Below are 13,708 nucleotides of genomic sequence, written 5' to 3'. Positions count from 1 at the left end.
AAATTTACTTTTATTGAGTTTATATAGGATTTATCAAATAGAAATCTTTTTTAATCGACTAACAGCCTCTTTGGTATTTTCTAAAGTACCAAATGCCGTCAGCCTTAAATAACCTTCTCCACTAGGGCCAAAACCTACACCGGGAGTTCCTACAACATGCAGATCATTCAATAGATAATCGAAGAATCCCCACGATGTCATTCCCTTTGGAGTTTTTACCCAAATATAAGGAGAGTTTACACCACCATATACCTGCAATCCTTCGGAAGTGAGACCCTCACGAATGATCTTTGCATTATTCATATAATAGTCGATAATATCTTTTATCTGCTTTTTACCTTCAGCAGAAAAACAAGCCTCGGCTGCACGTTGAATAATATATGGAACACCGTTAAACTTAGTAGTATGGCGTCTGTTCCACAATTTATTATAAGAAACCTTTTCTCCGGTTTTTGTATAACCCATTACGGTTTTAGGTACAACGGTATAAGCGCAACGAGTACCTGTAAATCCGGCAGTTTTGGAAAAACTACGAAACTCGATAGCCACTTCTCGTGCTCCCTCTATCTCGTATATACTATGAGGAACATCACTTTCGGTAATAAATTCTTTGTAAGCACCATCAAATAAGATAAGCACCTTATTTTGGAGAGCATAATCAACCCATACTTTCAATTGATCTTTGGTCAATGTAGTACCTGTAGGATTGTTAGGATAACACAAGTAAACGATGTCTACTTTCTCAGTCGGCAATGACGGAACAAAGTCATTCTCTGATGTACATGGAATATAAACAAGCTTATTCCATTTGCCATTCGCCTGCAATTCTCCCGCACGGCCAGACATTACGTTTGTATCTACGTAGACAGGATAAACAGGATCTGTAACAGCAACAATATTATCAAGTCCAAGAATATCGCCGATATTACCGGTATCACTTTTAGAGCCATCGCTTACAAATATCTCGTCAGCAGAAATATCCAAGCCACGTGCTTTATAATCATTTTCTACAATTGTATTTACTAGAAAGTCGTACCCTTGTTCAGGTCCGTATCCTCTAAAAGTAGATGCATCCGCCATTTCATCTACAGCAGCATGCATTGCGTTTATTATCGCCGAAGGTAGAGGTTTTGTAACATCACCGATTCCCAAACGAATAACATTGGCTTCAGGATGGGCGGCCTTAAATTCATTTACTTTTTTTGCAATATCCGAGAACAAGTAACTTCCCGGTAGTTTAGTATAATTTTCGTTTATGAATGCCATTTTTATATATTAATAATTTCGGGTTCTTCTGTTATATGGCCGCAGCATTAAAAAATCTCTCCTTCAAAAACTGTCACAGCCTCACCGGTCATATACACGTGATTATTTTGCTCATCCCATTCTATCTCGAGATCTCCGCCTATCAGGTGAATTGTTATTTTACGGTCGCAATATCCGTTCAGTATGGCAGCGACAGCCGCAGCACAGGCTCCTGTACCACAAGCAAGAGTCTCTCCTGCTCCACGTTCCCACACTCGCATATTCAACGTTTTGCGATCAACGACTTCAATGAACTCAGTATTTGTTTTTCGAGGGAATATCGGATGTTTTTCAAACTTAGGTCCTATTACAGGCAAATCAAGCTCTTTTATTCCTGTTGTAAAAACAACCGCATGAGGATTCCCCATCGATACACAAGATATTTCCCATATTTTGCCATCGATATCCAACGGGAAATTAAGCACAGGCTCTTTATCCACCTTCACCGGAATTTGTACAGGATCAAGGATCGGCTCACCCATATCCACTGTCACCTTACGAGCTTTTTCGTCTCCTTCCAGCAAAGTAATATATTTAACGCCGGCTTTTGTTTCCAGCGCAATTTCTTTTTTTGTTGTCAATCCGTTGTCGTACACATATTTCCCTACGCAGCGAGAAGCATTACCACACATCTCGGCTTCAGAACCATCGGAATTGAACATCTGCATTCTAAAATCTGAGTTCTCTGATGGCAATATAAGCACCAAACCATCTGAGCCAATACCAAAATTACGATTACTAAGGCGGATTGCTAATGCTGAAGGATCTTCAATCTCCTGAATAAATCCGTTCATGTAGATATAATCATTGCCCGCGCCGTGCATTTTGGTGAATTTCAACTTCTTCATCCTCTATATTTCGTCTTTTTTACTTTATCTTTTCAAGGGACAAATTTCATACAAATTATTCGTTTTTGCAAGAAATCCATAACATTTTTTCATCTTTAACAAAACAAAAAAATCTTTTTGTTTTATTTTCAACTTAAAAACAAAACATAAAGACATTATGAAGGTTTAATTGATTTACAAATGATAGGTTTATATTTAATATCACGTCTCTTTAATGCTCTTTACAAAAATTATGCAGCAAAATACTTCTCACACAACACGCTTTTCAACTATATGCCACTATTCCGCTCGAATCAAAACTTAATTTCTAAATAAAAACAATCACGATAATCAATTGTTTTTCATTTCTCTTATTTTACCGATAAGAATAAAACAAAAAGGAGGCAACTGCCCCCTTAAAGTATACTATTTATCATATGCCTCTGCATGAACAGCCTTCACCGCCCTACCTGATGGGTCAACTCTGTTCTTGAAAGACGCATCCCACTCCAGTGCCACAGCCGTACTACAGGCGACTGACGGAACGGATGGAACCGTATGAGCAGCCGAAGCTGATGGGAAATGCTCTTCAAACATTGTACGATACCAATATTCTTCCTTCGACATTGGAGGATTGATTGGAAAACGCTCCAAAGCATGCATCATCTGCTTATCCGAGACTTTCTTTTCAGCCATCTCCTTCAACGAGTCTATCCAATTGTAGCCAACTCCGTCAGAAAATTGTTCTTTTTGCCTCCAAGCAACACTTTCAGGCAAATAATCCTGAAATGTTTTCCTTAATATATACTTTTCTATCTTACCATTGCCACACATTTTATCCTGAGGATTTAAACGCATAGCAACATCCATAAATTCTTTATCGAGAAAAGGCACACGCCCCTCTACACCCCATGCAGCTAACGACTTATTCGCACGCAAGCAATCGTACAAATGCAATCTGTCCAACTTACGCACGGTTTCTTCATGAAAGGCTTTTGCATCGGGAGCCTTATGAAAATACAAGTAGCCACCAAACAATTCATCTGCACCTTCGCCGGAAAGCACCATTTTCACTCCCATCGATTTTATAAAACGAGCCAACAAATACATAGGGGTAGATGCACGAACGGTAGTAACATCATAGGTTTCGATATGATAAATCACATCGCTGAGAGCGTCAAGAGCCTCTTCGACAGTGAAATTTATTTCATGATGCACTGTTCCGATATATTCTGCCACCTTTTTAGAGGCCACTAAATCGGGAGAATCTTTCAATCCAACAGCAAATGAATGTAATTGAGGCCACCAAGCTTCGGTCTGGTTATCATCCTCTATTCTGCGAGCTGCATATCGTTTTGCGATAGCTGATATTATAGACGAATCCAATCCTCCTGAAAGCAAAACTCCATAAGGAACATCCGACATCAATTGGCGATGCACAGCACTTTCTAAAGCTACTCTCAACTCATTTTCATCGGACTTATTATCTTTCACATTATCATACTCCATCCAGTCACGTTTATACCAACGCTTCAACTCATTCCCCTCGGCACTACACATATAATAACCGGGTAGGAACTCCTGCACGTTGGGACAAACACCTTCCAAAGCCTTTAATTCGCTTGCCACATAAAATTGTCCGTGATCGTCATACCCCATATAAAGAGGAATTATACCCATATGGTCACGCCCAATAAGACAAATGTCATTTTCAACATCATAAAGCGCAAAAGCAAAGATGCCATTTAAATCTTCAAAGAGATCAACCCCTTTATCTTTATACAAAGCTAAGATTACTTCGCAGTCTGAGTGTGTAAGAAATTCGTATTCGGGATAGCGGCTTCTTATTTCTTTGTGATTGTAGATCTCACCATTGACAGCCAAGACCAAATTGCCATCTTTACTATAAAGAGGTTGTTTACCAGAGTCTACTCCTACAATAGACAATCTTTCGTGAGCAAGAATAGATTTCTCACCACAATATATCCCTGACCAATCCGGACCACGGTGACGGATTTTTTTTGCCATACGAAGAACTTGCCCCCGCAAAACGCTTATATCTTGTATTAAATCAAAAGCTCCTACAAATCCACACATATATTTATTACCTGTTTTGTTTACAATTTGAACAGCTTGGCAAATTTATATCATTTTATTCGTAAATAAAAAATAAATACGACTTTTTGTTAATATAAAACAAGATTACGTCTCATTATGACATAAAAGCTAAAAACAGAACAAACTAAACACTTTTGTTAATTTCGGTTTTAAAATCTTATAAAAAGCGTGAGCTATATATAATTAAGTGAAATATGTATATATTTGCACCACAAATATTTGCATAACGAACACATTACAATGAAGAATTTTATACTATCCTTAACAATTTTACTGACCGCCTGCACTTTGATGACATCATGCGGAGACAACGAGGAGGAAGCCGTAACCTTACAGGGTGAGTGGCTAATGCGCGAGCAGACAATAAAAACATCCGATTCCAGCTTTGACAATATGCTAAATACTGTTTTCAGTCTGGACTTAAAAGAAAATCAAACAACCAGAGCTTTTACAGAATTAAATGTAAAAACTACGATCAGAAAAAAAGGATCTTCGGGCTCTGACGGACTTATCAGTGAGTCTACCGACGCATACGAGGTTAAAGGAGACTCTATATTTATACAAAGTTCATTGCATGGAGGCACAGCGGCTAGTAAATACCTTATAACGCCTAACACCCTCACTACCTATCGTAAAGTAACCTCACAAGACATTAGAAACATCGTTACCATTATGGGAGTAGACCCCGCAACAATCCCTAATGACTTGACAGGTGAATTAAAAATCAAAGAAATACGATAATCTTTTCTACAAATATTTGAATTTTTAGTAGCGATTGATTATCTTTGCCACCCGATTGCTAATAGGCTAACAAGAAACTGTATATAAAACGGTTCGCCTCAGGCACATAACCTGTAAATAACAAAACAGATGTACGTAATTGTAGACATTCAAGGACAACAAATGAAAGTTGAAAAAGACCAAAAGTTGTTTGTTCATAGAATCAATGCAGAAAATGGCTCAACAGTTGAGTTCGACAAAGTATTATTAGTTGACAACGGCGGCACAGTAACAGTAGGTACACCGACTGTAGATGGCGCAAAAGTAGTTCTTGAGGTTGTTTCTCAAGCAAAAGGTGATAAAGTTCTTATTTTCCACAAGAAAAGAAGAAAAGGACACCGTAAACTAAACGGTCACCGTCAACAATTTTCAGAAGTTATAGTAAAAGAAATTATTGCTTAATCAGTTAAAAACAGAAGACAATGGCACACAAGAAAGGTGTAGGTAGTTCGAAAAACGGCCGTGAATCGGAAAGTAAACGATTGGGCGTTAAAGCATTTGGTGGAGAAGTTGTAAAAGCAGGAAACATCATAGTTCGTCAAAGAGGAACAACTCATCATCCGGGAGAAAACGTAGGTATTGGTAAAGACCATACTCTATTTGCTCTTGTAGATGGTACAGTGGTTTTCCGCAAAAAAAGAAACGACAGATCATTTGTTTCTGTACTTCCTAAAGCAGAAGCTTAAGAAACAAGTTTAAAACATAGAGAAAGCAGTCTGAGTATCAGGCTGCTTTTTTTGTTTATATAACTGATAATCTTCCATCATCCGATAATTCCTACTTATAAATAATGAAAAAGTGACATAAATATCATTATTACTTGGTATTGTATACATTTATTGGTTGTCATTACTTTGTAAACAGAAAATTAGATATTTAATCATTTTAAATTCATCAGAATGTCAAAAATAGGAATATACTACGGCTCAACAACAGGCAACACACAAGAAGTAGCGGAAGAAATAGCAAAAAAACTGGAAGTAAGCAAGGCTGACTTACATGATGTATCAAAGGCGAATACAGACTTTTCAGCTTACGACATAATATTATTCGGTTCTTCAACATTAGGATTGGGTGACCTTCAAGACGATTGGGAATACTATATCGACAAAGTAAAGGCTGCCGATCTGAATGGTAAAAAAGTAGCCCTGTTTGGTTGTGGTGATTCATCTTCATATAGCGATACATTTGGCGACGCTTTATCAAAAATATACAGCGTAATAAAGGGTAAAGGTTGCGAGCTAATCGGTAAGGTAAGCACAGAGGGATATACCTTCGACAGTTCTGAATCTGTTGTCGACGGCGAATTTCTTGGTTTGCTCATCGATAACGACAACGAGTCGAACCTTACAGATCAACGCATTGCAATCTGGACAGAAGATCTTAAAAAAGCAATTTAACAAAGTAGATCAATATGCGTGTTTTCTTTCACCTGATTTACGAATACAAAAAAGGAGTGCGCAGCTTGGTACTCTGTACACTACCCGGAGAATATGAAGATAAAGTGAGATGGAAATTGGGGAAAAACTCGATTAATTACAAAATAAGCCATCTGAAAAACGGTAATATAAATGTCTTTTTCGGCAAGGAGGAATGCCTCTTAGTAGCTAACGCAATATGTGGAGACAAGCCGTTAAACTTATTAACGCCTGAAGAAGATTTTATATTAGGAATATTATTAGGATATAGTGTCTGTGAACAATGCAACAGATACAGCAAGAGACAAAAGAAAAGTATTAATACACTTTGTTTGGCATAACTTTTCTATTGGATAGTTTTTTTAGTTGATCTAGATCCTCGCAGACGTGATGTCAGTGAGGATTTTTCATTTTTATCCACAACTATTATCTATTATACACAAGCTTTCCGCAAATAATATTTACGAATATTTAAGTGGAAAAGTGACAAGATAAAAGGACGTAAAATGTGTCACCTTTACATACGCTTCGCTCCTGTGACCGTTGGTTGTCACCTTTTAACAAAAAAAAGAAAATAAACAAAGAGCGAAATAAAAACACAACAAACTATCTATCAAAATTTTAAAAACCAAAAAGAAAGAAAAAACAACAAAAAGACTGCTTTTTTGTTATCTTATATATACAATAATAAGCTCACTACTATTTTAACCATAATTTATGACAGATTTATTTAATATACGAAGAGATTTTACTTTAAAAACCCTAGACGAGAGCGATGTCTTATCCGACCCAATGGATATGTTCGAGCAATGGCTTAACGAAGCTATTATAGCGAAAGCACTTGAACCAAATGCGATGAATCTGGCAACAGCTACTCCCGACGGAAAACCATCTTCGCGTATGATACTACTCAAGCAGATTAAACCTCAAGGATTCGTTTTTTTCACTAATTATGATAGCAAGAAAGCATATCAAATTACACTAAACAAGTACTGTGCTCTAACTTTTGTTTGGAATGAATTGGAAAGACAAGTAAGAATAGAAGGTATTGTTGAAAAAACTTCAGATGCAGAATCAGACTCTTACTTCGAAGTCCGTCCGGCAAAGAGCAAGTTGGGAGCGTGGGCATCACCCCAAAGCCGAGCGATACCCGACAGAAAATACTTGGAGGGATTGATTAAAGAATATGAATCTAAATTTAAAGACAAAAATATAGTTCGCCCTCAAAACTGGGGAGGATATATTGTTAAACCTTATCTTATAGAATTCTGGCAAGGACGCAGCAACAGGCTGCACGACAGAATACAATATGTACTTGAAGATGGGGCTTGGGAAGTTGAGCGTCTCGCGCCATAAGTTAAAATAGATATACTAAAATATCTATGCATTAAGCTCCGAGAAGAAAAAATATTTTATCAGATATTATAGAAGGTTTGATTATTAATTTCTATTTTTATGCTGATACTATATCGTTATGTCTAAAAGTGAAAAGATATTATAATATTTGTTCGTTTCAATAATTATTTTTAGTATTGTATTCGTTAACACCAATATAGAGAATGCCAGTAAGATAAAATAACACTCCTCATTATTTTACATAAACTTATATTTATTCCGGCTCAGGTATCCGGAAAAGGACAACGAATAAAATAAATAATTACATATACTTTAATTTGCTATAATTATGGAAACAACAGTAAAACTTTATTCCTTAACTTACAAAGAGATTAAAACATATTTGTTTGCACTGTTATTCGTTGTCGGAAACATTGCACTTCCTCAAATGTGCCATTTGATACCTGGTGGAGGCTTAACCTGGCTCCCTATATACTTTTTCACGCTGATAGCAGCATACAAATACGGTCTACGAGTTGGCTTGTTAACTGCAATACTATCTCCACTTATTAATAGCGCTTTATTTGGAATGCCTCCTGTGGCTTTACTCCCTGTCATCCTAATCAAGTCTACCTTATTAGCAGGAGCAGCAGCTTATGCAGCACATCGACTCGGGAAAATTTCTCTGTTAGGCATAATTGCGGCTGTTTTGGCGTATCAGATAGTAGGTACATTGATAGAATGGGCTATCGTAAAAGATTTCTTTATAGCAGTACAAGATTTCCGTATTGGTATTCCGGGAATGTTAATACAAATATTCGGGGGGTATGCTTTATTGAAAGCTATCGCTAAAATATAAGATACAAAAATGTCTAACAACAAGTCTTTTGCGAAAGTGTTGGAACGCTTCCGCGACATTGCTTTTCACGAAAAGTTCGATATGATTGTCGCTATAGCTAACGGCGGGATAATACCTGCTGCTATTCTCAATCAAAGGCTAAATGTCAATATCCATCTGTTAAAAATAAACCTACGCGACGCTTATCAAAAGCCCAAATATGAAAGTCCGCAATTGATAGCACCCATCGACTTCGACTTCAAAGGTAAATCTATATTGCTGGTAGAAGACAGAGTGAAGACGGGCGCATCTCTGGCGTTGGCATGTAAGTTGCTCGAAGGTGCCAAACTGGTTAAAACATTCGCGGTAAATGGAAAAGCAGATTATGCCCTATATGATGAAGATTGCTTCAAGTTTCCGTGGCTATTATAAAAATGAATGAAAAAAACAATTAGTACAATTGCTTCTGTTTTATTATTTGTCCAACTTACTTACGCCATAGACAACAATCCGATTTCAATACCACGGGATTCTATCCAGCTAGGAGATGTTATCGTCACCGGAACTCGTCCGGCTGTAAATATTAACAATCTCCCGATGAGTGTAAGCATAGTGGGAAGTAAGCAAATCGAAAGTCGATTTGAACAATCATTATTACCTATCATTACAGAAGAAGTACCCGGCTTATTTATTACTTCACGAAGCATTATGGGTTACGGTGTTGCGGCAGGATCTGCCGGAGGAATTACAATACGTGGTATAGGTGGAAGCCCTACCACACAGATGCTGATGTTAATAGACGGACACCCACAATATATGGGGTTGATGGGACACCCCTTAGCCGATTCGTATCAGTCATTAATGGCAGAACGAGTAGAAGTAGTGCGTGGTCCGGCATCCGTTTTGTACGGGTCGAATGCAATGGGTGGGGTGATCAACATTATTACCAAGAAGCAACTACAAGATGGAGTGAAGACAAACTTCAGAGCTATGTACGGCTCATACAACACACTTAGTACAGAGGCGAATAATGCTATTCGCTCGGGTAAGTTTAACAGCTACGTATCTCTAAGCTACAATCGTTCGGACGGACAGCGAGAAAACATGGATTTTGAGCAATATAGCGGATATGCAAAAGTTGGTTATGATTTCACTACTAATTGGAAAACATTTATCGATCTTGATTTGACTAATTTCAAAGCCTCAAACCCCGGAGCAGTGAATAGTCCTGTCATCGATAATGATGCCGATATTACTCGTGGAGTAACATCATTCTCTCTTGAAAACAACTACGAGAAAACATCAGGAGCTCTTAAATTCTATTACAACTTTGGCTCGCACAAGATCAATGACGGATATCCGCCTACAGGAGAAGCCAAAGATTATAGATTCAGGTCGAACGATAAGATGGTAGGTATTACCCTCTACCAAAACTACAGCTTCTTTAAAGGAAACCAAACAACCGCAGGATTCGATTTTCAGCATTTCGGAGGACATGCATGGAACAAGTTTCTCGATAATAGAGAAGATGCAGACATAGCCAGAAAAAGCGTAAATGAAGTTGCAGGATATATAAACTTCCAACAAATGCTGGCTTCTAAAGTAGTACTAAATGCAGGGATAAGAGTAGATCATCATGCCATTACCGGAACAGAATACATTCCACAAGCCGGAGTGAGTTATATAGCTACGGAGAATACAATAATAAAAGGAATCGTGAGTAAAGGTTTCCGCAATCCTACTATACGCGAAATGTACATGTTCCCTCCTCAGAATCCGGACTTAAAGGCCGAGCGGTTGATGAACTATGAAATATCAGTATTCCAAAAGTTACTTAACAGAGCATTAAATTTTGATCTGAGTTTGTATTATATAGACGGCAGTAACAGCATACAGACCGTGATGGTAAACAACAAGCCATTGAATGTAAATACAGGAAAGATAAAAAACTATGGTCTAGAATTTGCAACTCAATACAGGGTAGCCCCACATGTAAGTTTGTCTGCAAATTACAGCTTCTTGCATATGAAATATAAAGTTCTGGCATCTCCCGAACATAAATTATATGCAGGGGTAAATTATTCGTATAACAAATGGATGTTATCTACAGGTATCCAATTTATAGATGGGCTGTATACTGTGCTTGAGAACAAAGCAACAAAAACAGAGGCAAAAAAAGAAACGTTTACACTATGGAATGTCAGAGCAGCTTACAAGCCTATAAGTATGCTCGAAATATTTGTGAGAGGAGAAAACCTTCTGGCTCAGAACTATGAAGTAAATGCAGGATACCCCATGCCTAGAGCAACAGTGTTTGGCGGTATCAATTTAAGATTTTAAAATAAGGTTTTATTAAATAAAGATTAACTATGGACAGACGAAATTTTCTAAGAGCAATAGCGATCACCGGTGCTGCAGCAACAATAAAGACAAGCGCAGGGATGGACGTACTGGCCCAAACGCTTGAAAACACTCAAACAGGTAAGCCGGTGGATATGGTAGCCGTAATGGGCGGAGAACCTGACGCTATGTTTAAACGTGCCATCTCGGAAATGGGAGGTATGAGCAAGTTTATAAAGAAAGGATATAAAGTTGTAGTTAAGCCCAACATTGGATGGGACAAGGCTCCCGAGCTTGCCGGAAATACGAACCCAAAGCTCGTAAGCGAGATTGTTCGACAATGCTTTGCTGCCGGAGCTAAAGAAGTTACTGTATTTGACCATACCTGTGACGACTGGCTCAAATGCTACAAAAATAGCGGGATAGAAGCTGCTGCAAAAACCGCTGGAGCAAAGGTTGTGCCTGCTCATGAGGAGTCATACTATAAAGATGTGTCCCTGCCTAACGGTGTTACCTTGAAAAGCACAAAGATACACCAAGCCATTCTCGACTGCGATGCGTGGATCAACGTACCCGTACTGAAACATCATGGAGGAGCGAATCTGACTATCTCGATGAAAAACTACATGGGCATTGTATGGGACAGAAGAATATTTCATGCAAGCGGATTGCAACAATGTATCGCCGATGTGTGTACATATTCTAAAAAACCGGTATTGAATGTAGTGGACGCATACCGTATCGTGAAAACAAACGGACCTCAGGGAAGATCAGCCTCCGATGTGGTAACTACAAAGGGATTGTTCGTCTCACAAGATATTGTTGCAGTAGATACTGCCGCTACCAAATTTTTTGGTCAGGTACGTGAGATGCCTCTCGACCATGTAGGACACTTGGCTAACGGACAAAAGCTGAAACTGGGGACGATGGATATTGAAAAACTGAACATCAAGAGAATAAAAATATAATTAAACTATAACTATCATCAAATGCTCAAGTACTTGCGAGTTGGGATATCTATTGTGATATTCACTCTCATAACATTATATTTTCTAGACTTTGCAGCTTTACTCCCCGAAAGCTTTCATTGGTTAGCTCAGATACAATTAGTTCCCGCAATACTGGGAGGTAGTTTTATTATCCTTGTTTTTTTAGCTATCCTAACCTTATTTTTCGGACGTATTTACTGTTCGTCTATATGCCCAATGGGAATTTATCAGGACATCGTAAGCTGGTTTTCTAAACGACGCTTATTCTCAAAGAAAAAGAAACGCTACAATTACAGTAAAGCAAGAAACATTCTTCGCTGGACTGTTCTCGGTGCGACAATTATCGCCTTCTTCGCTGGATTCCCTATCCTACTTGGACTAATCGATCCTTACAGTGCATGGGGAAGAATTATCTCGAATGCATTTCGCCCGGTTTATATGGGAGGTAACAATGTTTTAGAATCTATTTTTACAAGCTTTGGTAATTATACTTTCTATAAAGTAGAAATAGTCATGCTTAGCCTATTTTCTTTTATTGTGGCGTTGATTACATTCTTTACTATCGGCTTTTTTGCTTGGAGATATGGAAGAACATATTGTAACACGATCTGTCCGGTAGGCACAGTATTGGGATTCTTAAGCAAGTTTTCCTTGTTTAAAATCAGGATAAACGAAAGTTTGTGTAACAGTTGTGGTTCGTGTGCTACGAAATGTAAGGCCTCGTGTATCGACAGCAAAAATCACGCTGTTGATTATACTCGTTGTGTAGACTGTTTCAATTGCTTAAGCAGTTGCTCAAAAAATGCAATTACATTTTCTCCATCTTTCAAGAAACAACATGCAATTACTCCCGAAGCAAAGAATAAAACAGATAAGAGTAAAAGACAATTTATTTTTTCCGGACTCACCACAGCGATAGCAGTTCCTGCTGCGTATGCCCAAAACAAAGCTGCCGAGTTGATCGGTAATGATAAGTACATCCGCAAGAATGCGATTTGTCCTCCGGGTGCGGTAAGTGTAGAGCATTTACTAGAGCACTGTACAGCATGTCATCTTTGCATCAGCCGATGCCCATCAAAAATTATCAAGCCGGCCTTTATGGAATATGGTTTAGGGGGAATGATGCAACCTATGATGAACTACGATAAGGGTTTTTGCAATTACAATTGTACTGTTTGCTCTGATGTTTGCCCAAGTCATGCTCTAAAATCACTTACGATGGAAGAAAAACACATGACTCAAATTGGACGTGTAACTTTTCACGAAGATATATGTGTAGTCCATACCGAAGGGACAAATTGCGGAGCCTGTGCAGAACACTGCCCTACTCAAGCCGTAACGATGATCCCGTACGAAGGTCACGAAGGGTTAACTATCCCATTCATCACCCCCGACATCTGTGTTGGTTGTGGCGGCTGTGAATATATTTGCCCGGTTCGCCCATACAGAGCAATATACGTGGAAGGAAATAAGGAGCATAAACAGCGTAAAGCTTTTAAGGAAGAAAAGAAAGAAGACGTTGTCATTGATGGTTTCGGCTTCTGATCACAATTCGAAAAGATCGGAAAACATTTTCAACCTCAATAATAGTCAACAAAAGCATTGAAAGCACAGAACTGATTCTGTGCTTTTTATGTTCTAATGCAATCGTTTGCAAATCATTTTCATAAAAAAACAATCCTCTAAAGCCATAGTATCATACTTTAATATGTAGTTTTGTTTAGCAGATATACTCTTTTGCATAAAAAGACCATTAAT

Annotated in this window: 14 protein-coding genes; 11 read left to right on the top strand and 3 right to left on the bottom strand. The window is 38.2% G+C overall.

The window, feature by feature from the left end; genetic code table 11:
- Positions 1–33 precede the first annotated feature (33 nt).
- The 3 genes from HMPREF9456_RS05385 to asnB form a co-directional block, all read right to left on the bottom strand.
- A complete protein-coding gene (locus HMPREF9456_RS05385; protein ID WP_006842462.1) occupies positions 34–1,266 on the bottom strand; it encodes an LL-diaminopimelate aminotransferase in 1,233 nt (410 codons plus the stop codon).
- Positions 1,267–1,313: 47 nt separating this feature from the next.
- Complete coding sequence (gene dapF, locus HMPREF9456_RS05380) at positions 1,314–2,153, bottom strand: diaminopimelate epimerase (protein ID WP_006842461.1); 840 nt, start codon at positions 2,151–2,153, stop codon at positions 1,314–1,316.
- Between the two features lie 405 nt (positions 2,154–2,558).
- Positions 2,559–4,229, bottom strand: a complete 1,671-nt coding sequence (gene asnB, locus HMPREF9456_RS05375; protein WP_006842458.1) for an asparagine synthase B — start codon at positions 4,227–4,229, stop codon at positions 2,559–2,561.
- Positions 4,230–4,490: 261 nt separating this feature from the next.
- Here asnB and HMPREF9456_RS05370 point away from each other — a divergent pair, with 261 nt between their 5' ends.
- The 11 genes from HMPREF9456_RS05370 (at position 4,491) to HMPREF9456_RS05320 (ending at position 13,495) form a co-directional block, all read left to right on the top strand.
- Complete coding sequence (locus HMPREF9456_RS05370) at positions 4,491–4,991, top strand: hypothetical protein (RefSeq protein ID WP_006842457.1); 501 nt, start codon at positions 4,491–4,493, stop codon at positions 4,989–4,991.
- 129 nt (positions 4,992–5,120) lie between these two features.
- Complete coding sequence (rplU, locus tag HMPREF9456_RS05365; protein ID WP_006842456.1) at positions 5,121–5,432, top strand: 50S ribosomal protein L21; 312 nt, start codon at positions 5,121–5,123, stop codon at positions 5,430–5,432.
- Positions 5,433–5,452: 20 nt separating this feature from the next.
- Positions 5,453–5,716, top strand: coding sequence for a 50S ribosomal protein L27 (rpmA, locus tag HMPREF9456_RS05360; protein ID WP_006842455.1), 264 nt, complete (start codon positions 5,453–5,455; stop codon positions 5,714–5,716).
- A gap of 213 nt (positions 5,717–5,929) precedes the next feature.
- Positions 5,930–6,430, top strand: coding sequence for a flavodoxin FldA (gene fldA / locus HMPREF9456_RS05355; RefSeq protein ID WP_006842453.1), 501 nt, complete (start codon positions 5,930–5,932; stop codon positions 6,428–6,430).
- Positions 6,431–6,444: 14 nt separating this feature from the next.
- The gene (locus HMPREF9456_RS05350; RefSeq protein ID WP_006842452.1) at positions 6,445–6,789 is read left to right on the top strand and encodes a DUF2023 family protein; all 345 of its coding nucleotides are present in this window, start codon (positions 6,445–6,447) and stop codon (positions 6,787–6,789) included.
- A 376-nt stretch (positions 6,790–7,165) separates the two neighbouring features.
- The gene (pdxH, locus tag HMPREF9456_RS05345; protein ID WP_006842451.1) at positions 7,166–7,804 is read left to right on the top strand and encodes a pyridoxamine 5'-phosphate oxidase; all 639 of its coding nucleotides are present in this window, start codon (positions 7,166–7,168) and stop codon (positions 7,802–7,804) included.
- A gap of 328 nt (positions 7,805–8,132) precedes the next feature.
- Positions 8,133–8,642, top strand: coding sequence for a hypothetical protein (locus HMPREF9456_RS05340; RefSeq protein ID WP_006842450.1), 510 nt, complete (start codon positions 8,133–8,135; stop codon positions 8,640–8,642).
- Between the two features lie 9 nt (positions 8,643–8,651).
- Positions 8,652–9,053, top strand: coding sequence for a phosphoribosyltransferase (locus HMPREF9456_RS05335; RefSeq protein ID WP_006842449.1), 402 nt, complete (start codon positions 8,652–8,654; stop codon positions 9,051–9,053).
- 6 nt (positions 9,054–9,059) lie between these two features.
- Positions 9,060–10,961, top strand: coding sequence for a TonB-dependent receptor plug domain-containing protein (locus HMPREF9456_RS05330; RefSeq protein ID WP_006842448.1), 1,902 nt, complete (start codon positions 9,060–9,062; stop codon positions 10,959–10,961).
- A gap of 29 nt (positions 10,962–10,990) precedes the next feature.
- Positions 10,991–11,929, top strand: a complete 939-nt coding sequence (locus HMPREF9456_RS05325; protein ID WP_006842447.1) for a DUF362 domain-containing protein — start codon at positions 10,991–10,993, stop codon at positions 11,927–11,929.
- Between the two features lie 21 nt (positions 11,930–11,950).
- Positions 11,951–13,495, top strand: a complete 1,545-nt coding sequence (locus HMPREF9456_RS05320) for a 4Fe-4S binding protein (RefSeq protein WP_006842446.1) — start codon at positions 11,951–11,953, stop codon at positions 13,493–13,495.
- Positions 13,496–13,708 lie beyond the last annotated feature (213 nt).

The organism is Dysgonomonas mossii DSM 22836, assembly GCF_000213575.1.
Classification (GTDB): Bacteria; Bacteroidota; Bacteroidia; order Bacteroidales; family Dysgonomonadaceae; genus Dysgonomonas; species Dysgonomonas mossii.
This window is presented reverse-complemented; position numbering and strand designations above follow the sequence as displayed.